This window comes from Flavobacterium sp. ASW18X, assembly GCF_005144745.1.
GTDB lineage: Bacteria > Bacteroidota > Bacteroidia > Flavobacteriales > Flavobacteriaceae > Croceivirga.
On record NZ_SWKK01000003.1, the window covers coordinates 24,518 to 46,865 of the forward strand.

A 22,348-nucleotide genomic window follows, 5' to 3' on the forward strand; every position below is an offset into this window, starting at 1 on the left:
TTTATTGGTGCTCCACTAAAGTTACATAAATTTTTCCTTTACCTTATCTACAATTGTTTGCGCCAATTTTTCTTTACTTTCAAATGTCCAGCCTGCTACGTGTGGTGTCATAAGCACGTTTTTAGCTTTGCGTAAATATTTAAAGGGTTTTGGTTTTTGAGTAAACCAGTCTTCAAAAGACTTTTTTTCGTACTCAAGAACATCTAATCCAGCACCTAAAATTTTGCCAGATTTTAAAGCGGTTACTAAGTCTTCTGTTTTAACGCATTTACCGCGAGCTGTATTTAATAGCCAAAATGGGTTATGAAAAGCGTTAATAAAAGCCTCATTTATCATACCTATGGTAAGCTCTGTTTGGGGTACTTGCAAACTTACTACATCTGCATGTTGCTGAAACTCCATAATACCCACTTGCCTAGCATTTTCATCGCCTACACCACCCACAATATCATAACAAATAACATTGACATCAAAACCTCTAAGTTTTTTGGCAAAGGCTTTTCCCATATTACCATACCCTATAATACCTACGGTTTTACCATCTAGCTCAACACCACGATTACCTTCTCTATCCCATTTACCTTTGCGCACCTCTCTATGTGCTTTGTGCATTTTGTTCATTAGAGATAATAACATTCCTAAGGCATGTTCGCCAACCGCATTACGGTTGCCTTCTGGCGCGTTGGCTAAAAAGATGCCTTTGCGTTTGGCATATTGTGTATCTATATTTTCTAAACCAGCGCCAACCCTACCAATAAATTTTAATTGTGTAGCGGCATCTAAGAACTGCTGGTCTATGGTAAATCTACTTCTAATTACAATACCATCGTATTCGTGAATTTTAGCTTCAATCTGTGCTTTATTGCTCGTGTAATCTTCATGATTTTCCCAGCCAAGTTCTTGAAATCTTTGTATTAATAGTGGATGATTGGTATCTAAATGAAGTACTTTCATAATTTTGGATATGCTGTTTTAGTAAGTTGATGCTGTGTTTTTCCTGTATGGGCAGTAGTTAACTTTTCAAAGAGTAAAACTTCTACAATTTCATCGTTTTTAGTTAACGGACAATGTTCTACTCCTTTGGGTACAATAATGATTTCTCCTTCTTTAACTATTTCTGTACGGTCTCTAAATTGCATATATAAGGTGCCTTTTACGACCTGAAAAAGCTCATCTTCATCTTCATGACTATGCCAAACAAATTCACCTTGTAATTTGGCTAATAACACCTGCATTTGGTCTACAACTCCAATTTGTTGCGGGTGCCACGTGGCATTAAATTGCCTTAATTTTTTTTGAATGTTTATCGGTTTCATGCAGGTTTGCTTTAGTGAACGGAGTTACTGCTAAAGACCTAAGATAAGCTTAGCAATAGAAAAATAGATAAGAATCCCAAAAATATCGTTGCTAGTTGTGATAAATGGCCCTGTAGCAATGGCAGGGTCTATACCTCTCTTATCTAGAAAAAGCGGTACAAATGTCCCTATAAAACCAGCTACTACAATTACAGCTACTAGCGATATAGATATAGCTATGGAAGTCATTAAATCTCCCTTCCAAGCCCATGTAAATAAGAGTAGAAGAATCGACAGAATAAATCCGTTTAATAAGGCAAGAAGCATTTCTTTCACCAGTCTAGTACTAATACTTCCTTTAATATCGTCATTAGCTAAACCTTGAACAATTATGGCACTAGATTGTACCCCTACATTCCCAGCCATTGCTGCAATGAGCGGTGTAAAAAGGAATAAGATGGTGTATTTTTTAAACATTTCTTCAAATCCGCCCATAATCATGGCAGCTGCAGCCCCACCGAAAAGCCCTAATATCAACCAGGGTAAACGGGCACGGGTTAAATCCCATATACTGTCATCAGAATCTACGTCTTGAGAAATACCTGCCGCCATTTGGTAATCTTTGTCTGCTTCTTCTCGGATTACGTCTACAATATCATCAATAGTAATACGGCCTACCAGCCTACCAATCTCATCTACTACAGGTATGGCTTCCAAATCGTACTTAGACATAATTTTGGCCACCTCCTCCGGTTTTTCATTTACATTTACAGAGTCTACTTTTGGAATGTAAACATCACTAATATTGGCACGGGTAGATGTGGTTAGCAAATCTTTTAAGGATAAACGCCCTTGTAATTTATCTTCATCATCTACTACATAAATTGAATGTACTCGAGTAACATTCTCTGCTTGTGCGCGCATCTCTTTTACACACGTAAGCACGTTCCAATTTATATTTACTTTAACTAGCTCCTTGGCCATAAGACCACCAGCAGTGCTTTCATCATAACGCAGAAGGTCTACAATGTCTTTGGCATGCTCCCTATCATCTATTTCTGAGATTACCTCCTGTACAATGTTTTTGGGTAGCTCACCTATAATATCTGCTGCATCATCTGTATCTAGTTCCTCTAACTCATCTGCAATTTCTTTGGGAGATAAATTGGATAGAATAGCTTCCCTAACATCTTCATCTAGCTCAGTAAGCGCATCAGAAGTTTTTTCGGTATCTAATTGTTTAATGAGGTAGGTGGCTTCGTCTTCTTCTAACTCATTAATGATTTCTGCAATATCGGCATAGTGCATATCATTCATCAGAGTACGTAGCTCACTGCTATTGCTCTGAGAGATGAGTTGTTTTATCTGCTCTAGTAAATCCTCTGTTAGCTTAAACGGGGTCATTCTCAATCAGTTTTGTCAGATAAATAAATTTGGCCACCGATAACTGCTCTGGGCGCTGGTCAAATATACTATCTTCTCTGAGAATGGGAGAGAGGTCAAAGGTTTTTAAACTATTTCGTAATGTTTTTCTACGTTGGTTAAATGCGGCTTTTACAACTTTAAAAAATAAGCGTTCGTCGCAATCCAATTTGTAGTTGGTTTTTCTGCGGAGCATAAGTACTCCAGATTGCACTTTAGGCGGTGGGTCAAACACCTGAGGATGAACAGTAAACAAATATTCGGCCTCATAAAATGCTTGAACCAGTACAGATAATATGCCGTAGGTTTTACTTCCTTTTTGTTCGCAAATGCGTTGGGCAACTTCCTTCTGAAACATTCCAGAGAATTCTGGGACTTGATGGCGCATCTCTAGCATTTTAAAAACTATTTGGCTAGAAATATTATAAGGAAAGTTACCTGTAATGGCAAAGGGTTCATCTCCGTACAATTCGGTCAGATTAAACTTCAAAAAATCGGCCTCAATCACATTAAGCTTTCCTTTCTTAGTAAACACGTTGGGGTATTCTAAAGGAAAACTGTGGTTCAGGTACACAATGGAGTCCTCATCTAAATCCATCGCCACCAAATCCATACCTCGCAATAATAAATATTTTGTGAGTACCCCAGTTCCCGGCCCTATTTCTATAACATTGCTATAGTTTTCTAGGGTTAGGGTTTCTGCAATACGTTTTGCAACGCTTTCATCTTTTAAAAAATGCTGTCCTAAATGTTTTTTCGCCTTTACCGGACTTTGCGAGGCAGATGCCTCTTGCTGATATTTAGTGTGCTTTTTCTTTCCTTTTTTACCCATTTGGGGTGTTTTTGCGCAAGGTACTACCTATTGCGGTTTTTCTAAATAGACCCAGGCTTTTTTACCATTTGCCAAGGGTAACAAGCTGCGTGTGTAATCTGGACCTTCATATGCATCTGTAAGAGCCAATTCTGCTTCATTAATTTCATAGGCTACTCCTGCGATGCATAAGCCTGAATTAGGTATTACTACAGGGTATTGGCCGTACATTTTTTTGTTAGCAAGGGTGTAATTAGGTAATATTGCCTTATGACCTTGCAATAAACGCTCATAAATGGCTATTTGTACCTTAGGTTCTTGCAAGGTACCATAGCTAAAGATTAGATGCGTTGGGTTCATTATTGTTGGCTGATAACTTCTAGTTCTGTGCGGAAGGCTACAAATTTATTTGGAAATAGGCGAGTACCTTGCATTCGCATATTTTCGGCGTTCTCTTTGTAATATGCCTCTAAAGTAGCTCTGTCTTTAACGCGATATTGCACGGAATAAGTGGTGCCGCCCATTTCTTCCTCTACAAGTACTTTGCACATTTTTGCTTCTGTAAACTTTTGAGTAGCTAGCATATCTGGAATGTGGCTTTCTTTCATCCATTGCAGCCATTCATCATGCACACTATCTTCTATGTTTATGGTAACGTTGTATATAATCATATATGTAATTTAATTTACAGCATCTCCTCTAAGGCGCCTAAAATGTTTTCTGGCTTGCGGAAAATAATAACTGTCTTGATAGTTGTAAATAATTTTTTCATAGAGCGGCATTGCTTTTTCAGGCTCATTTAAATGTTGTTCGTATAGTTGAGCAAGTTTAAAGTGTGCATCGTCTGCTAAAATACCGTCGCTAAAAAACTCTATTATTTTAATGTAGTTAAACCGAGCGTCGTCAAACTTCTTTTTGGCTTCTAATAATTCCGCTTGCTTTAGTAAAGCTTCGTCTTCTATTTGCTGTCCTTTGTGTTCTTCTAAAATAGTACCTAAAAGCAAAATAGCATCATCCGTTTTTTGTTGATACGCCAGAAGGTCTGCTCGCGCATATTTTTTAAGTGCTACCTGTGTGGAATCTTCATAGGTGTTATCTGAAATTAAGAGGCTCAATTGCATAGCATCATTGGCTATAAGTTGACTGGTAGAACTGCGTAATACTTTTAGCTGGGTTAGCGCCCAGTCAAAATCGCCCTTATAAAAACTAGTTTGTGCTACTTTAAATCGAGCATTTTGACCCATAACATCATTTTTAAGGTTTTTTTGAGTTTGGGTAAAATAAATTAAAGCCTCATTAAATTTTTGGTCAAAAACTAAAATGTCCCCTAATGCCATTTTTAGGTAAGCCTCTCCATAGCGTCCCATAGGGATTTCCATGCTCTTTCTAAGCAGATTGATGGCAGGTTCTGGAGTATTTAGATTGAAGGTTAAAAAATTAGCGTAAGCAATTTGAAGCTGTAGAGATTTAGAATCCAAGCCGTACGTTTCTATTAAAGCTTGGAACTTTTTATCTACACTACTGTAAGATTTGGCTCCGTCTTGTTTTAATTGCAATTGTATTAACTCTAACTGTGCATTAAGCTTTTGCAAAGGTTGGTTAGCATTTTGGGATATGTATTCAAAGACTGCAGCAGCGGTTTCATCTGCTAGGTTGTCTAAAGCTATTTTTCCTAAGTTTTCTAACCGGTCTAAAGACAGTTCGTCCGTACGCTTATAGATAGCCTTTTCTTGTGCAAAAGCACTGTTAAATTGGTTTTGTTGAATAAATAGCCAGCTCAAAAGTTCATTCCACAATACATCTGGATTCCTTTGTGCATTTTTTAATAAGGTTTTTCTAAGTAAAATATTGTTAGGATCCTCTGGGTCGTCAGAAATAAAGTCTTCTAGATAACGTAAAACATTAGAACGGCTGGTGTGGCCTTCATATATAAGTTTTAAATAGGACTCGTACATTTTACCAATAGCACCTTGCTCTCCATAAATACGAGCTAAATGAATATCATAATTTAAATCTGGCTTTAGTTCCATGGCGGTAGTGTACGTTTCTATGGCTTTATTTAAAAGCGCATATTTTTGAAACCGATGCCCCAAAGGATAGCCAAAATTCGGGTTTTGTGCCAAGGTTGCTATGGCGCGGTCATAGAACATATCTGCTTGGGCTGTTTTCTCTTGCAAGGCATATGTGTACCCTAATTCTATATAAAAAGTTGGGAAAGCTCTAGGTTGTTCTAACTTTTTAAGCAAGAAGGCTTCTGCTTCTTCATAAGCTTCAAGCTGTTGTAAGCAACCCACATAATATTCTGCATAGTCCGTTCTAGACGGATTTCTTTTCACCAATTTTTCATACAAGACTTTGGCTTTTTCAAACGCACCATCATTGTAATACTGTTTGGCTAAAAAATCGTCTTGAGCCCAAGTACCAAAGCAACAAAGAAAACTAATTAGCAGGCAAATACGCATCATACCCAAAGATAACGGAGAAATAAGGATAAATATGTTAAGCTGCTACAAAAACCTGTTAGTCTATTAAATCAAAACCACAATAGGGTATCAAGACTTCTGGAATTTTAATACCGTCTGCTGTTTGATAGTTTTCTAATATGCCAGCTAAAACACGTGGCAATGCCAGAGAACTACCATTTAAGGTATGTGCAAATTGGCTTTTCCCATTTTCGTCTTTAAAGCGTAGTTTTAAACGATTAGCTTGATAAGTTTCAAAATTGGAAACAGAGCTTATCTCTAACCAACGGTCTTGCGCTGTAGAGAACACTTCAAAATCATAAGTCAACGCAGAAGTAAACCCTAAATCGCCGCCGCAAAGCCTTAGAATACGAAAAGGTAATTTAAGCTCACGTAAAATTTCTTTAATATGCTCCACCATTTCGTCTAAGGCAGCATAGCTGTTTTCTGGGTGTTCTACGCGCACTATTTCTACCTTATCAAATTGGTGCAAGCGGTTTAATCCGCGTACGTGAGCGCCATAACTGCCTGCTTCTCTTCTAAAACAAGGCGTGTATCCAGTGTATTTAATGGGAAAATCATCACTCTTTAAAAGTTCATCTCTAAAAAGGTTGGTCACAGGCACCTCTGCTGTAGGTATTAAATACAAATCATCTGCACCTACATGGTACATTTGACCTTCCTTGTCTGGTAATTGTCCTGTGCCATAGCCAGAAGCTTCATTTACCAAATGAGGCACCTGTATTTCTGTGTAGCCAGCAGCTGTATTTTTATCCAAAAAATATGAGATTAAAGCACGTTGTAAGCGAGCGCCTTTACCTTTATAAACGGGGAATCCAGCGCCAGCAATCTTAACGCCTAGTTCAAAGTCTATAATGTCGTGCTTTTTTGCTAATTCCCAGTGGGGTAATGCATCTTCTACAAGGGTAGGTATATTACCTTCTGTATATATTTCTTCATTATCCTCTTCTGAGTTACCCGCAGGAACACTAGGGTGTGGAATATTGGGAACCTGATATAACTCTTGTTGCAATTTTTCGGCAGCGTCATTTAGTTTTTCTCCTAGAACTTTGGAGGCTTCTTTTAATTCCGCTGTTTTGGCTTTAAGAACATTAGCTTCTTCAGCTTTGCCACTTTTAAAAAGCATGCCTATCTCTTTAGATAGTTTGTTGCTTTCCGCTAGAGTACTATCTAATTGTGTTTGTGTAGCACGTCTTTCTTCATCCAGTTCTAGAATTTTGTCCAATATAGGAAGTGCGTCTAGGTTTCTCTTAGCCAAAGCCGCTGCAAATTCCTCTTTGTTTGCTCTAATAGCGTGTAATTGCAACATCGAATTAAAATTTTGTCCTGCAAATTTAAGGGAATAGCCCAATTATAAAACTATATTTGGCTAGAATCCCCCAGCATTGATTGTATTTAAATTATTTAGTAAACTATTGAATTTGAAATGGCGCTAAAAGAGAAAAATCCAGCTTTAATTCTTGTTGATGTACAAAAGGCTTTTTTAGATGAAGATTATTGGGGCGGTACCAGAAACAATAAAAATGCTGAGTCCGTTTGCGGGACGATATTAGAAAAGTGGCGAAAGCTCAATTTACCCATTTTTCATATTAGACATACTTCTACCCATCCAGAATCTAAGTTCAATGTAAACAACATGGGTTTTGAATTTAATGATGCAGTTTTGCCTTTGGATAATGAACCTGTGATTACTAAAAATGTAAACAGTGCATTTATAGGGACCACTTTGCAGGAGCAGTTAGATGCCAAGGGAATTGCAACGCTTGTTATTGTTGGTGTTACAACAAATCACTGTGTGTCTACCACTACTAGAATGGCTGGTAATTTAGGGTATGAAACTTACCTTATTTCTGATGCAACAGCGGCATTTGAACGCATCGGTATAAATGGAGAAAAATATAGTGCAGAAACCATACACTATACAACATTAGCTAATTTAAAGGATGAATTTACTACAGTTTGGGATAGTGAAAAGTTGTTTTCTGAATTGTAAAAAGTACGCTATCATTTTAAACTATATCCACTAGAATTATGACTTTTGAACACTTTGCCTTAAATGTGGCGCATTTGCAAGATATGGTAGATTGGTACCAAGAACATATTGGATTGAAAGTGGTTAAACAGTTAAACCGGCCACCGTTTATGACCTTTTTAGCAGATAGTGCGGACCGTATAGTTTTGGAGTTGTATCATAGGCCAGAACATAAAATGACAGATTTTAAAAAAGAACATCATATTACCTTTCATATCGCTTTTATATCTGTAAATGCACAACAAGATAAAGAGCGTTTGCAAAAAGTAGGTTGTAGTTTTATAGAAGAAGCAAAAAAGGACGATGGCACTCATCTTGTAATGTTAAGGGACCCTTGGGGTTTACCATTACAATTATGTCAACGTGCTACTCCTTTTTAGTCTTTTGAGGATAGGGTAAAATCCAATCGTGATGGCTAAAATGCTGCCAAGATACCGCTGCTAAATCTACTTTTGGGTCTATAAAAGTGGCGTATTCACCACGGTTAACTTTTGCTCTAGAACTTACATAAACACTGATGTCTTCTCCTTTAGCAGCAAATTCTTTTTTCAAATGCTGCGCAAATTGCCAAGCAAAATCTGGGTAACAGGCCACCTTTCGCTTTTGTTTGCTAGTGAGGTAGTCATTAAGGTTGATAAAAGTTGTTTTCTTAGTCTTTTTATTGACTACTCTAAACTTTATGGTGCCCGCTCTACTACGCAACATCATGCGCCAACTAAGTCGGTGACCTTCCTCCGTCCATAAAACGTCTCCAGCAATAAAATGATGCCGAATAGGCAGTAATAATTGTAGTAATAAATAGCTCCCTATGGCCATTGTGGTAAAGTTATGGTGCTTTGGTAAGGCATTTGTGGTAGGGACTACGGCTGGCTTAGACTGTAAAACTAATTTTCTAATGGTTTGGGGTTCAAAAAAGAACAAGCAAAACGCTAAAGATAGATAGGGGAAAATGCCAATTTGAAAAACAAAGCTGTTGAATAAGTGAAAAAAGATACCTGCTGCAAAAGCAAATTTTCTAGTGGGTTTCCAGAGTAGGGTAGGCACAATAAATAAATCGAACGCTATGCCAAAAATAGCGATACATCTATGTACCCATGGTTGCTGTAAAAATTCGCCCACCAACACATAGTCTTTTTTACTACTCATTAGTAACTCTATGATGCTGAAATCTAACCAGTCTCCGTATAGTTTTGCAATGCTAGCGTAGGTATAGACTATAAATAATTGTAAGATGATAATCCAGCGGCACCAGTTATACATCCAATCTTTTTTAATGTCTGGTTGTAATTTGGCATCTAAGCTATGGTTTTTGGCTGCAGGCAAAAATGCCATGATGTAGGCCAGTAGCATTAACAAGTAATAATGGTTGTTGTAAGATGTTTTTTGCATTAAATAAACCCCTGTCCACAAAATAGCAAAGCTCAGTGCAGACCATCTGTACTTGTAACCTATGGTAATTAGTAAGCCTAGAGTACCCATGACAGTAAAGTAGATATACATACCAGAACCAGGCAAGGGTTGTAACCACTCAAAACCAATAAAATTAAAGGTGAATTTAGGTGCTATTAAAGTACGCTTTACCCAGCCAGTGGCAATAGCTCCGTAACATTCTGCGGCAATTAATAAACCGTAACAAACTCGGAAAATAACCAGTTGTACGTTGTCTATTTTTTTGAAGAGAAAATTAGATATGCGCTGCATTTTTTAAGTACATCAAAGAAGTTTCTTGGTCCTCTTTTAATTGTGAAGTTAAGGCTTCTAACGAATCAAATTTTTGTTCGTTTCTTATTTTTTTCAATAAATGCAATTGAATTTTCTGACCGTATAAATCGCCTTCAACATCAAAAAAGTGTACTTCTATACTTTTTTCGTTGCCGTCTACAGTAGGGTTAAAGCCAATATTCATCATGCCATAAACGGTCTTATTGTTTATTGTAGATTTTATAATATAAACGCCGTTTTGAGGAATTAACTTGTACGTTTCTGCAATGTGTATATTAGCCGTAGGATACCCTATTTGTCTACCAATGCCTTTACCTTTAACAATAGTACCAGTAAGCAGATAAGCATAGCCCAGATAGCTATTTGCGGTCTCTATATCGCCCTCTTCTAGTGCTTTTCGGATTTTGGTAGAGCTTACGGATACGTCTTCTATTTCTTGCACAGGAATTTCTTCAACATCAAAATCATATATTTCCCCAAAACCGATAAGGTCTTTAATATTTGCATTTCTATTTCTGCCAAATCTATGGTCGTAGCCTATTACTACATTTTTAGCTTTTAGTTGATTGACCAATACATCGCGCACAAATTCTAATGCAGTAAGTCTAGAAAATTTTTGTGTAAATGGGTGAATTATCAAGTAGTTTAATCCGCTTTGTTTTAAAATGTACTGCTTTTCTTCTAAGGTATTTAACAATTTTATATTGGCATCTTTTTGCAGCACCATCCTTGGATGGGGGAAAAAGGTAAGTACCAAAGATTTAGTGCCTGTACTTTTGGCATTATTTATGAGGCGTTCTAAAATCTTACGATGACCAATATGAACACCATCAAACGTACCAATAGTAATGGCCGTCCTTTCTTGGGTAGTAAATTCAAAAATATCTTGGATTGCTTCCACAGGATTACAAATAAAAAAGGCTTACTTTTGATAGTAATACGCCCCTTTTTTAGGATGAGAGCTAAGTTACACCTTGTTTTATCAATTTCCATATTTTTTATCAGCTTTTATAGTTGGTCCCAAGCGGATTATTGGAAACCTATTGTATCTCAGACTGCTACAACAATAGCAGGCAAGAACAATTCATCAGAATTTTACCAATTAGAAGAATCTAAGTTCCGTACATTGATAGGTAAGGCCAAGCTAGGGAAAGCTTTTGTGTATTTGCCTGTAAAAAATAAAGGATTAGTGCCTTTTAAGGTAAGAGAAACTGGGATTTTACATCCAGATTTGGCAAAGAAATATCCAGAAATACAATCATTTACTGCGGAAAGTTTAGACAAATTGTACCGAGCAAAAATAAGTGTAACTCCCCTCGCAGTAGATGCTACAGTACTTGATGTTACAGGTGGTGAGGTGCAAATTTTAGCAAAAGATAAAGCTCAGGATACGTTATATCATGTGCATGATAGAAATACAGAATCACGGCAAATCCAAAATTTTATTTGTAAAACGCCATACGAATTTGGTAAAGCATTGGTTACTAGCAATTGGTCTAAAAATTTAGTGCAAGACCAAACGCTGCGTAAATTTAGAATAGCGGTTTCTGCTACTGGGGAATACACCGCAAAATTTGGTGGTACAAAGGCTGGGGCTTTAGCGGCTATTAATGCGACGCTTACTAGGATTAATATGGTTTTTGAGCGAGACTTGGCTATCACGCTAGAACTAATCTCTAATAACGATGCAATTATTTATACAGATAAGGATACGGACCCATATGGTAGTAGTTTAAATTCTGAAGTACAAAGTACAATCAATGCTGTAATTGGTGCGGCAAATTATGATGTTGGGCACTTGTTTCATGTTGCCAATGATAACGGCAATGCAGGGTCTATTGGTTCGGTTTGTAAGGATGCAAGTAAAGGGAGCGCCTTTTCTGCAGCACAAGAGCCGTCTGGGGATGCGTTCGATTTGGATTATGTAGCGCACGAACTAGGCCATCAATTTGGTGCAAATCACACATGGTCTTTTGAGACCGAAGGGACAGGGGTGCAAATGGAACCTGCTAGTGGTACTACAATAATGGGGTATGCAGGTATAGTGGAAGGAAATAATGTAGCAGAAAGCGGAAGTGATTATTTTCATCATGCAAGTATTGCTCAAATTACAGACTTTATTGCTACTACTAGTTGTGCAGAAGAAGTGGTTCTAGCGAATCAGGCGCCTGTAATTGCATCGCAAACCGATTACATAATCCCCAAGGGAACTGCCTTTGCGCTTACAGCATCTGCTACAGATGCAGATGGAGACATGCTAACCTATGCCTGGGAGCAAATAGATAATGGAGTAGTAACTACAGAAACCTTTGGTCCAGAAAATTCTTCTGGTGCTAATTTTAGGTCTGTTCCTCCAACAGCTAGTCCAACAAGGTATTTTCCCAGACTTTCTAGGGTGGCGAGAAATCTATTAACCCAGACCTTACCCACTAAAGATTCTATCTGGGAAACCGTCTCTACTGTAGAGCGGAATTTAAAATTTGCGGTTACCGTAAGGGATAACAATCCTAATGGAGGTCAAATAGCAGCAGATACGGTAGCTGTAAGCGTGGTAAATGGTGCAGGGCCTTTTAAGGTCACCTCCCAGATGTTACAAGAAACCTACCAGGCGGGGAGTGTGCAAACTATTTCTTGGGATGTTGCTAATACCAATGTAGCGCCAATCAACGCAGAAGAAGTAGCTATTTACTTTTCTGATAATGGAGGCTTATCTTATGACCATTTATTAGTGTCTGGAGTGCCTAATACAGGTACAGCTAAAGTGCAGATGCCAGGGGTCAACACTACAAACGGACGGGTGATGGTAAAAGGGGTAAATACCATATTTTTTGCCGTTAATAAAGCGCCGATTACTGTGACATCCACAGATGTTGTCCTAAATTTTGATGCTTTAAATTATGAGGTTTGCAAGCCAAATTCTTTAGTGATTCCTTTTGTGTATGAAGCTTACAACGGTTTTGCAGAAACAGCTACATTGAGTATTAATGGTCCGGCTGGGGTAACTGCTGTATTTTCTGAGCCTACAGTTACCGCTAATAATACCCCAGTAACAGTAACTTTAGATAATCTGGCAAGCGTACCAGCGGGTTACCACAATGTTGAGATTGTGGCTACAGCCAATAGTATAACAACATCAGTAGTGGTTACAGTTTTGGTATTGGATGATGCATTTACTGGAATTTCACCGGTTTTTCCTGCGGATGAAGCGGCAGGCATTACGTTAAGCCCAACATTAGAATGGACCGGTACGGCCAACCATCAGTCCTATGATGTAGAAGTGGCTACGGATGCTATGTTTACAAACATCATTTCGTTAGGTACAGTCAATTTCAATAGTTACAAGCTTACTAGCTTACTGCCAGAAACTACATATTTCTGGCGCATTAAGCCAAAAAATGAATGTGGTGAAGGGGTTTTTGGCGCGGTACATCAATTTACGACTTCTATAGTAGACTGTGATACTTTTGATGCCGATTTCTTACCCTTAGAAATACCGTCAGAAAATGCGGTGACTGTTAGCTCTAAAATAGCTTTTTTTCAAGATGTTAAGGTGGCAGATTTAAAAGTAGCGGTAGAATTATCACATACGTTTTTAGAAGATTTAACCTTACGCTTAATTTCACCTAACGGTACAAGCGTTGTTTTGGTATCCAAAGCATGCGGCAGTAGCAATAATATTGTGGCGGTTTTTGAAGATGGTGGTGACCCCGTTAGTTGCGGAAACAATCCTGCTATCAGTGGTAATTTACAACCTTTTGGATCTTTAGCTTCTTTTAATGGAGAGTCTTTGCTAGGAGAATGGACATTGCAAATAGAGGATGCGGCGGCATCTGATGGTGGTGAACTGGTGGCTTTTTCTTTGGAAGTTTGTGTAGAAGGTATTTTTAGGCCAGATGAAGATGGGGACGGTGTGTTTGATGATGGGGACGATTTGTGTTTGGGTACGCCAAAAGGAACACCGGTAAATACTAGTGGTTGTGCTATAAATCAGTTTGCGGCCAATAATTTTACCGTGGCAATCGCTAGCGAAACTTGTATTAATGCAGAAGATGGAATGGTTTCTGTGACTGCTGCGGATACAACGTTGAATTATACAGCGACGATTACTGGTGGGGCTAATAATTTGATACAAGATTTTACGGAAGAAGTTAGTTTTGAAGGGCTTTCGTCAGGAACCTATCAACTTTGTATAGTAGGTACAAATGGTACCGTGAATTATACTGAAAAGTGTTTTGAAGTTGTGGTAACGGAGCCAGAATTATTAGAGGTTTTAACTAGTGAATTGCAACAAGGTACGCTCTTAGAATTGCAGTTGTCTGGTGCCAATTTTTATACCATAGAGCTAAACGGGGTTCTTTATCAGACGGATAATTCAATTTATCAATTGCCTTTAGTGAATGGAAAGAATGATATAAAAGTGAGTACGCTACAAGAATGTCAAGGGGTGTATAAAGAAACAGTTTTTGTAGCAACAACAACCAATGTAGTGCCTAACCCGGTTCGGAGCCAAGCTCAAGTATGGGTCGGTTTTCCAGCAAAACAGGTGTCCCTGCAGTTGTTTGCTATGGATGGCACGTTACTTTGGGTTAGAAATAAAACTTTAGAAAACAGATTTGCAACCCTAGAGATGGATGGCCTTGCAAATGGTGTGTATCTTTTAAAGATTGTTGGGAATGGAAATTCAAAAACAGTTAAAGTGGTGAAGCGATGATGAGACTGCAACAACTTTTAGCGCTACTATTGTTCTTAATTGTGTTTGCATGTGGTAAAAAGGACGATGGACCACCGCCTGCACCAGAAGAAGCTTTATTAGTTTTTCCAGATAAAGATGCGGAATGTACTACGGGAGTCTCTTTAAATGCAACTCAAAGTCAAGTGCGTTTTGAGTGGCAACCCAGCGCTAATACGGATTTATATACGTTAACAATTATAAATTTAAACACCAATACGCCACAAGCATTCAATACTATGAATACAAGCCTTAGTGTGGCAATAGATAAGGGAGCTCCTTATTCTTGGTCTGTATTGTCTTCTTCTAATGATTCTAACGAAACAGCTACTAGTGATAATTGGCTCTTTTACAATGCAGGGGCGCAAACCACTTATGCTCCTTTTCCTGCACAAGTAATAGCTCCTATCTCTGGGAGTACGATACAATTGAATGACGCTGGCGAAGTTTCTTTAAAATGGTACGGCTCTGATGTGGAAGAAGATATAGAAAATTATAAAGTGTATTTTTCTACGGAAAATCCACCTCTAGAACTAGTAGCCACTTTAGATGCAACGGTAATGGAAACCGTAGTTGATGCAGAAGAGAATACTATTTACTTTTGGCGAGTTATTACTACGGATAGTGAAGGTAATACTTCGGATTCTGGAGTGCTAGACTTTAAAGTGTTCTGATTAAGTGTTATTGAACAGATTCATTGTGTTTTTGGGGCCAGCAAAGACAAAAGAACGTATTAAGTCTGTAGATTTTTGCAAGCGTTCTATCAAAGCACTTTCTTCTTGGGCGCTCCATTTGCCTAAAACAAATTCTACTTGTTTACCTTTGCCAAAATTAGCGCCAACACCAAATCTAAACCTATGGTAAGTGCTGGTTTGTAGTACATTTTGTATGTCTTTTAAGCCATTATGCCCGCCATCACTGCCTTTGCCTTTTAAACGGATGGTGCCAAAATCTAGATGAATATCATCGGTTATAATTAATACGTTGTTAAGCGGTATTTTTTCTTGATCCATCCAGTACTTAACAGCTTTGCCACTAAGATTCATGTAAGTAGATGGTTTTAAGCAGATGACTGTTTTACCTTTGTGAGTAAAAGTGGCGACACTGCCAAGCTTGGCACTTTCAAATGTAAATTGTTCTTCTTCGGCTAAAGCATCAAGTACTTTAAATCCAATATTGTGTCGCGTATTAGCATATTCTGCACCAATATTTCCTAAACCTACAATCAAGAATTTTTTCATGGGGTTTGTTTCTGTAATTTGTATAGAAACTTCTTTTTTTTGTTTAAAAAACCATTTCAGCATGGCTTAAAAATACAAAAGCATCCTTTTCTTAAGAAAAGGATGCTCTTTTTATAAATTTTTAGCGGATTAAGCTTCTGCCGCTTCACCACCTTCTTCGTCTTCTTCGTCTTCGTCAGAACCAACAGCAGCGTTTCTAGAGGCCTTAACCTGTACCACGGTAATGTTGTCTGGCTGCATAATAGTATACTCATCTACTCTTAGGCTTTCTACAGCAACTTTACCACCAATTTTAAGTTTAGAGATATCTACAACAATCTCGTCTGGTAATAAGTTAGGTAATGCTTTAACCGAAAGCTTGCGGTTTCTGAATAACAATCTACCACCGTTTCTAACACCTGGAGAGTTCCCCTCTAAACGAACAGGAATATTCATAGTCACAGGCTTGTCATCAAACAACTGGAAGAAGTCTATGTGTAAGATACTATCTGTTACTGGGTGAAATTGGATGTCTTGCAACACAGCGTTGATAGACTGTCCATTTTCTAACTCAATTACAGCGGTATACGCGTTAGGAGTGTAGACTAAATCTCTGAACGATAGCTCTTCTGCTGAAAAGTGTATCGGTGATTCCCCTCCGTATATAACGCAAGGGACCTTTCCAGCATTACGTAAGGCCTTAGTTGCTACTTTGCCCACGCTTTCTCTTTGGGATCCTTTGATAGTAATCGATTTCATTTTATCTATTTATTAAAAAATTACATTAAAAATTTAGAAGATATAGAGGTGTTGTGGTGTACTCTATGCATTACATCTGCAAATAATTTAGCACAACTCAATACTTTTATCTTATTAAAATTCTCCTTGGTAGGAATAGAATCTGTGATGATTAATTCCTTTAAAGCAGATTTTTCTATTCTTTCATAAGCATTGCCAGAAAGTAAGCCGTGTGTAGTAATGGCACGTACACTTAGTGCGCCACGTTCCATCATTAGGTCTGCTGCTTTAGTTAAGGTGCCGGCTGTATCTACCATATCATCTACTAAAACCACATTTTTACCTGTTACATCACCAATCAATTCCATTTTAGAAATAATGTTGGCTTTTTCTCGCTGCTTGTAGCAAATAACAACATCACTCTCTAGAGCTTTAGAATAGGCATAGGCTCTTTTAGAACCACCCATATCTGGCGATGCAATACAAAGGTTATCTAGTTTTAGTTCTTTTAAATAAGGCAAGAACAAAGTGGAGGCAAACAGATGGTCAACAGGTTTTTCAAAGAAACCTTGTATCTGGTCTGCATGCAAATCCATAGTAATAATCCTTGTGGCACCAGCAGTCTCTAGCATTTTAGCCACTAGTTTAGCTGCAATAGGCACTCTAGGCTTATCTTTTCTATCTTGTCTGGCCCAACCAAAATAAGGCATTACCGCAGTAATGTGTCTCGCAGAAGCACGTTTTGCGGCATCTAACATTAACAACATTTCCATTAAGTTCTCTGGTCCGGGATTGGTAGAACCTATGATAAAGATTCTGGCTCCTCTAACGGACTCTTCAAAAGAAGGTTGAAACTCTCCATCGCTATACCTAGAGAATTTAATGTTTCCTAGCTCTGCCCCATAGGCAGCTGCGATTTTTTCTCCTAGAGCGGTACTCTGGGAGCAGGCAAAAATTTTCGGTTCTGGAACTTGATACGGCATTGCTAAAAATTGAAAACAGGCATGTTAACTTAAAAATATGCCTGCTTAAAATCGCTGCAAATTTACACATTAATCTGGGTTGCTAAAGAATAATTATCATTATTTGGTTTTTAAATTGAATTAATTTTATACTTTTGCCATCCGTTTTAGCCTTGGTGGCGGAACTGGTAGACGCGCTGGATTCAAAATCCAGTGTCTTCGGACGTGTGGGTTCGATTCCCACCCAAGGTACTTAAAGCCTCAAAATCATACGATTTTGAGGCTTTTTTGTTGATTTTACTATCTCCCTCTTTCTTCTTTTTTAAATGACTTTAGTAGAGCCTTTAATTGCTGCTAAGGTCCCAAATGAATCTATATTATTCATGTTGATATTTTAACATGGATAAAATCCAAATAAATGGAATAATACCATAATTTAGCTTCCCCTTTTTTATGCATTCTTCTTTCAATTGTTTTGAAATGAAGATTTAATAGGTTGACAGTGGGGAGTTAAAAAGTATGAACAAGACTATTCTACATTTGGATTTAGATACGTTTTATGTGTCTGTAGAGCGACTCATACAACCAGCGTTAAAGCACCGTCCATTATTGGTTGGCGGCACAAGTGACCGTGGTGTGGTGGCGGCCTGTAGTTATGAAACCCGTGGTTTTGGGGTGCATTCTGGTATGCCTATGCGTATGGCCAAACAGTTGTGTCCAGAGGCGGTGGTAATTCGGGGCAATGCGGGTACCTACAGCAAGCATTCAGATTTGGTTACGGAAATTATTAAAGAGCAGGTACCTGTTTTTGAAAAATCTAGTATAGATGAGTTTTATGCAGATTTAACAGGGATGGACCGTTTTTTTGGCTCGTACAAATACGCTACGGAGCTGCGTAAAAAAATAATCAAGGAGACGGGTTTACCCATTTCCTTTGGGCTTTCGGTAAATAAAGTGGTCTCTAAAGTTGCTACCAATGAGGCAAAGCCTAACAATCAAATAAAAATAGATTTTGGGTACGAAAAACCTTTTCTGGCTCCTTTGTCCATTAAAAAAATACCCATGGTGGGCGATAAAACCTACCAAACCCTACGTAATCTGGGAATACGCCAAGTAAAAACCGTGCAAGAAATGCCCAAAGATGTTATTCACCAAGTGCTGGGTGCCAACGGGGTGCTCATTTGGAAAAGGGCACAAGGCATAGATAATACGCCAGTGGTTCCTTTTAACGAGCGTAAATCTATTTCTACGGAGCGCACTTTTGATAAAGACACGATAGACGTGGTTAAGCTAAAGGGTATTTTAACGGCAATGACAGAGAATTTGGCCTATCAGCTAAGGCGTGGCGAAAAGCTTACCGCTTGTATTACGGTAAAAATTCGCTATTCAGATTTTAACACCTATTCCAAGCAAAAACGAATTGCCTACACCAGTGCGGACCATATTTTAATACCTAAGGTGATGGAGTTGTTTCAATCACTTTACAATAAAAGAATGTTGGTGCGCTTGGTTGGGGTGCGGTTTAGCCATCTGGTATCTGGAAACTACCAGATAAACTTGTTCGAGGATACGGAAGAAACCTTGAATCTATACCAAGCCATGGATAAAGTGCGGCAGCGCTTTGGGGACAGGGCCGTATTGCGAGCGTCTGCTATGGGGGCCAAAACCATTGGTAGAATGCAAAACCCATTTAATGGGCAACCACCTGTTGTTTTAGCACACAGAAAACAGTAAAACCTAGTTGCAAGCAGTATCAATTTAAAAAAAATGCATGCAACAAACAACAAACAACGAACAACGAACAACGAACAACGAACAACGAATAACGAAAAATAAAACACCGTGTATCTAAATTGCCATACTTATTACAGCCTGCGTTTTGGAACCTTTTCTGAGGTAGCGCTTTTGCAATTGGCACAAGAGCATCATGTGCGGCAATTGGTGTTAACAGATATAAATAATACTTCTGCGGCATTAAATTTTGTACGTAAGGCGCCAGAATATGGCGTAAAACCTATTTTGGGTATCGATTTTAGAAATGGCGTAGACCAGTGTTTTGTTGGTGTAGCACAGAATAATGAGGGGTTTCAAGAATTGAATACTTATTTGTCCCGTTTTTTACATCAGCATATTCTTATTCCAGAACGGGCTCCTGTTTTTAAAAATGCCTTTGTGGTATATCCATTTGAGAAAGTATTGCTGAATGAGTATGAAGAATTTCTGCCGCATGAATTTATAGGTATTTCTGTGCGCGATTTGAGGAGACTGCCTTTTTCTCGACTTAAAAATTATACGGACAAGCTGGTAGTGCAGCAGCCGGTTACTTTTAGAAACAAGCGCGATTTTAATGCGCATAGGCTATTACGTGCCATTGATAATAATGTATTGTTAAGCAAGCTAGACGATGACCAGGTGGCCAGCGAAGAAGAGAAAATGTATCCTATCGCCAATTTGGCCCAAGTGTTCTCAGAATACAGTTTTATTTTGGAAAACACCCAAAAACTGTTGGATGGCTGTGAGCTGTTTTTTGATTTTTCTGCCGATAAAAAGACCCAAAACTTACGGCACTATACTGGCAATGCCTCAGAAGATGTAGTCTTGCTCAAAAAATTGGCAGAAGAAGGGTTGCCGTATCGGTATCCAGAGGTAACCCAGGCCGTAAAAGACCGTATGGCAAAAGAACTGGATTTAATTATCCAGATGGATTTTGTCTCTTACTTTCTCATTAATTGGGATATTGTGAGTTATGCTCGCAAGCAGGGTTTTTTCTATGTGGGTAGGGGTAGTGGCGCCAATAGTGTGGTGGCGTATTTATTGCGAATTACAGATGTGGACCCAATGGATTTGGATTTGTATTTTGAAAGGTTCATCAACCTCTATCGCGCCAACCCACCAGATTTTGACATTGATTTTTCGTGGCGAGACCGCGAGCATATGACGCAATATATTTTTAATCGGTTTAACCATGTGGCGCTGGTAGGTACCTATGTTACATTTAAGGAAAGAGGGGTAATCCGGGAATTGGGCAAGGTGTTTGGGTTGCCTAAAGAAGAAATAGATGCTTTGAGTGCGGGGCAAACCAACCTAAAACAACTAGATACTATAGCGCAGTTGGTGCTCAAATACGGAAGGCTTATTCATGGAATGCCCAATTATGTAAGCGTACATGCTAGCGGTATTTTAATAAGCGAGGGCCCGTTGCAGCAATTTTCGGCCACATTTTTGCCGCCAAAAGGTTTTGCTACCGTTCATTTTGATATGATAGCCGCAGAAGATGTGGGCTTGTATAAGTTTGATATTCTTGCACAGCGCGGTCTAGGTAAAATCAAAGATACCTTGGGTATTGTACAATACAATCAGCCAGAAAAATTCACTTTTGATATTCATGATGTAAAGACGTTTTTTAAAGACCCTACCATCAATAATTTAATAAAAACAGCACAATGCATGGGGTGTTTTTATGTGGAGTCTCCTGCTATGCGCATGCTGCTTAAAAAATTGGAGGTAGATAATTATCTGGGGTTGGTGGCGGCCAGTTCTATAATTAGGCCTGGGGTAGCTAAAAGCGGTATGATGCGGGAGTATATTCTTAGGCATCGTAATCCAGGAAGGGCAGAAGAAAAAGGGCACCCGGTGTTATTGTCTATTATGCCAGAAACCTATGGGGTTATGGTGTACCAAGAAGATGTGATAAAGGTGGCGCATCATTTTGCAGATTTGGATTTAGGAGAGGCAGATGTGCTCCGTAGGGGCATGAGTGGTAAATTTCGCTCGCGCGAAGAGTTTGAAAAAGTCAAGGATAAATTCCGAAGCAATTGCTTGGCCAAAGGGTATGCAGAAGCGTTGATAGATGAGGTGTGGCACCAAGTGGCTAGTTTTGCTGGTTATGCTTTCGCCAAGGGGCATTCGGCCTCTTATGCGGTAGAGAGCTATCAGAGTTTATTTTTGCGGGCCTATTTTCCATTGGAATATATGGTGGCGGTACTCAATAACGGGGGCGGATTTTATAGTGCCGAATTTTACATTCATGATGCGCGTATGCTTGGGGCAACCATACATCCGCCTTGCGTAAACCAAAGTGTAGCGGCTAATGTTATCTACGGTACCCATATTTATTTAGGGTTTATGTACCTGCGCGATTTGGAAGAGCGTGTAATGCAACGCATTGTTAACGAACGCGTGGCGCAAGGACGTTTTTTATCTCTGGAAGATTTTCTAGACCGTGTGCCTATTGCTATGGAGCAGTTGAGTATTTTAATACGTATAGATGCTTTTAGGTTTACAGGAATCAATAAGCATGAATTACTTTGGAAAGCACATTTTGCGTTGGCCAAGGGCAAACGTGTAGAACATCCAAAGCTTTTTAAGCCTAAGCAACCCAAGTTCCAAATTCCCAAACTACATACTACGGATTTAGAAACAGCTTTTGAACAGTGGGAACTATTGGGTTTTCCGCTGTGTAGCCCTTTTGCATTGTTGGCAGAGCCTGCTAAAAACAGCAACGGGCAACAGCATTTGCAGGCGTATTTAAACAAGCATATAGATATTTACGGGTATTTGGTTACGGTAAAAAATACCAAAACACATACGGGTAAACGCATGCATTTTGCTACGCTTTTGGATTGTTACGGAGAGGTGTTTGATACGGTTCTTTTTCCACCAGTCGCCGCCAAATATAGTTTTAGGGGCAAAGGTATTTATCGGTTTTATGGTAAAGTGGTGAGCGAATTTGGTTTTTTAAGTGTTGAGGTTATTAAGATGCAAAAGCAAAATTATGTCTCTGACCCTCGCTATGCAGATATGCGCGCTGGTAAAAAGGCATTGGAAGACAAGAAAAAGAATGGTGAAAAAGTTTGATGGTTTAATAGATGTACTTAGCACTGTGCAAAAAGAAAAGGCATTTGATAGCAATCTTGGATAATTCTACTCAAGGG

The 22,348-nt window shown here is 38.7% G+C and carries 19 protein-coding genes and 1 tRNA gene; 7 read left to right on the forward strand and 13 right to left on the reverse strand.

Features of this window, described 5'->3' with window-relative positions:
- Nucleotides 1–21: 21 nt before the first annotated feature.
- Genes FBT53_RS01105 through serS form a run of 8 tightly spaced genes read right to left on the reverse strand, consistent with a single transcriptional unit; the run spans nt 22 to nt 7,320 of the window.
- Entirely contained in the window at nt 22–954 is a 933-nt protein-coding gene (locus FBT53_RS01105; RefSeq protein WP_136949334.1) for a 2-hydroxyacid dehydrogenase, read from the reverse strand.
- Nucleotides 951–1,316, reverse strand: coding sequence for a cupin domain-containing protein (locus FBT53_RS01110; RefSeq protein WP_136949335.1), 366 nt, complete (start codon nt 1,314–1,316; stop codon nt 951–953). Before FBT53_RS01110 ends, FBT53_RS01105 begins: the two co-directional genes overlap by 4 nt.
- A gap of 30 nt (nt 1,317–1,346) precedes the next feature.
- Entirely contained in the window at nt 1,347–2,699 is a 1,353-nt protein-coding gene (mgtE, locus tag FBT53_RS01115; RefSeq protein WP_136949336.1) for a magnesium transporter, read from the reverse strand.
- Nucleotides 2,686–3,549 (reverse strand): 16S rRNA (adenine(1518)-N(6)/adenine(1519)-N(6))-dimethyltransferase RsmA, encoded by an 864-nt coding sequence (rsmA, locus tag FBT53_RS01120; protein ID WP_136949337.1) that lies wholly within the window; start codon nt 3,547–3,549, stop codon nt 2,686–2,688. Before rsmA ends, mgtE begins: the two co-directional genes overlap by 14 nt.
- A 27-nt stretch (nt 3,550–3,576) precedes the next feature.
- Complete coding sequence (locus tag FBT53_RS01125; RefSeq protein WP_136949338.1) at nt 3,577–3,888, reverse strand: gamma-glutamylcyclotransferase family protein; 312 nt, start codon at nt 3,886–3,888, stop codon at nt 3,577–3,579.
- Nucleotides 3,888–4,199: a DUF4286 family protein gene (locus FBT53_RS01130; protein WP_136949339.1), complete on the reverse strand. Its 312-nt coding sequence runs from the start codon at nt 4,197–4,199 to the stop codon at nt 3,888–3,890. Before FBT53_RS01130 ends, FBT53_RS01125 begins: the two co-directional genes overlap by 1 nt.
- A 9-nt stretch (nt 4,200–4,208) precedes the next feature.
- Nucleotides 4,209–5,993, reverse strand: coding sequence for a tetratricopeptide repeat protein (locus FBT53_RS01135; RefSeq protein WP_370323656.1), 1,785 nt, complete (start codon nt 5,991–5,993; stop codon nt 4,209–4,211).
- A gap of 55 nt (nt 5,994–6,048) precedes the next feature.
- Nucleotides 6,049–7,320, reverse strand: a complete 1,272-nt coding sequence (serS, locus tag FBT53_RS01140; RefSeq protein ID WP_136949340.1) for a serine--tRNA ligase — start codon at nt 7,318–7,320, stop codon at nt 6,049–6,051.
- A 117-nt stretch (nt 7,321–7,437) separates the two neighbouring features.
- Between serS and FBT53_RS01145 the strand changes: the two genes are divergently transcribed.
- Nucleotides 7,438–8,004 carry a cysteine hydrolase family protein gene (locus tag FBT53_RS01145; protein ID WP_136949341.1) on the forward strand — a complete coding sequence of 189 codons (567 nt, stop codon included), beginning with the start codon at nt 7,438–7,440 and terminating at the stop codon, nt 8,002–8,004.
- A gap of 38 nt (nt 8,005–8,042) precedes the next feature.
- Nucleotides 8,043–8,423, forward strand: a complete 381-nt coding sequence (locus tag FBT53_RS01150; RefSeq protein ID WP_136949342.1) for a VOC family protein — start codon at nt 8,043–8,045, stop codon at nt 8,421–8,423.
- Here the strand turns inward: FBT53_RS01150 and FBT53_RS01155 are convergent.
- Together FBT53_RS01155 and FBT53_RS01160 are read right to left on the reverse strand one after the other, a co-directional pair.
- Nucleotides 8,410–9,744: an HTTM domain-containing protein gene (locus FBT53_RS01155; RefSeq protein WP_136949343.1), complete on the reverse strand. Its 1,335-nt coding sequence runs from the start codon at nt 9,742–9,744 to the stop codon at nt 8,410–8,412. The two genes, FBT53_RS01150 and FBT53_RS01155, sit on opposite strands and share 14 nt — an antisense overlap.
- The gene (locus tag FBT53_RS01160; protein WP_136949344.1) at nt 9,728–10,666 is read right to left on the reverse strand and encodes a bifunctional riboflavin kinase/FAD synthetase; all 939 of its coding nucleotides are present in this window, start codon (nt 10,664–10,666) and stop codon (nt 9,728–9,730) included. Before FBT53_RS01160 ends, FBT53_RS01155 begins: the two co-directional genes overlap by 17 nt.
- 54 nt (nt 10,667–10,720) lie before the next feature.
- Here FBT53_RS01160 and FBT53_RS01165 point away from each other — a divergent pair, with 54 nt between their 5' ends.
- Both FBT53_RS01165 and FBT53_RS01170 read left to right on the forward strand, forming a co-directional pair.
- Nucleotides 10,721–14,476, forward strand: coding sequence for a reprolysin-like metallopeptidase (locus tag FBT53_RS01165; protein ID WP_136949345.1), 3,756 nt, complete (start codon nt 10,721–10,723; stop codon nt 14,474–14,476).
- Nucleotides 14,473–15,168 (forward strand): hypothetical protein, encoded by a 696-nt coding sequence (locus tag FBT53_RS01170; protein WP_240729735.1) that lies wholly within the window; start codon nt 14,473–14,475, stop codon nt 15,166–15,168. The genes FBT53_RS01165 and FBT53_RS01170 overlap by 4 nt, the downstream gene beginning before the upstream one ends.
- Here FBT53_RS01170 and pth read toward each other — a convergent pair whose 3' ends face one another.
- The 3 genes from pth to FBT53_RS01185 form a co-directional block, all read right to left on the reverse strand.
- Entirely contained in the window at nt 15,169–15,735 is a 567-nt protein-coding gene (gene pth, locus FBT53_RS01175; protein ID WP_240729737.1) for an aminoacyl-tRNA hydrolase, read from the reverse strand.
- Between the two features lie 129 nt (nt 15,736–15,864).
- Nucleotides 15,865–16,473: a 50S ribosomal protein L25/general stress protein Ctc gene (locus FBT53_RS01180; RefSeq protein ID WP_136949347.1), complete on the reverse strand. Its 609-nt coding sequence runs from the start codon at nt 16,471–16,473 to the stop codon at nt 15,865–15,867.
- Between the two features lie 20 nt (nt 16,474–16,493).
- Nucleotides 16,494–17,435 (reverse strand): ribose-phosphate pyrophosphokinase, encoded by a 942-nt coding sequence (locus tag FBT53_RS01185; RefSeq protein ID WP_136949348.1) that lies wholly within the window; start codon nt 17,433–17,435, stop codon nt 16,494–16,496.
- A 149-nt stretch (nt 17,436–17,584) separates the two neighbouring features.
- Here FBT53_RS01185 and FBT53_RS01190 point away from each other — a divergent pair.
- From FBT53_RS01190 to FBT53_RS01200, 3 genes are all read left to right on the forward strand, one after another.
- A tRNA-Leu gene (locus FBT53_RS01190) sits at nt 17,585–17,666 on the forward strand.
- 267 nt (nt 17,667–17,933) lie between these two features.
- Nucleotides 17,934–19,148 carry a DNA polymerase IV gene (gene dinB / locus FBT53_RS01195; RefSeq protein WP_136949349.1) on the forward strand — a complete coding sequence of 405 codons (1,215 nt, stop codon included), beginning with the start codon at nt 17,934–17,936 and terminating at the stop codon, nt 19,146–19,148.
- 108 nt (nt 19,149–19,256) lie between these two features.
- A complete protein-coding gene (locus FBT53_RS01200) occupies nt 19,257–22,271 on the forward strand; it encodes a DNA polymerase III subunit alpha (RefSeq protein WP_136949350.1) in 3,015 nt (1,004 codons plus the stop codon).
- Nucleotides 22,272–22,348: the final 77 nt, after the last annotated feature.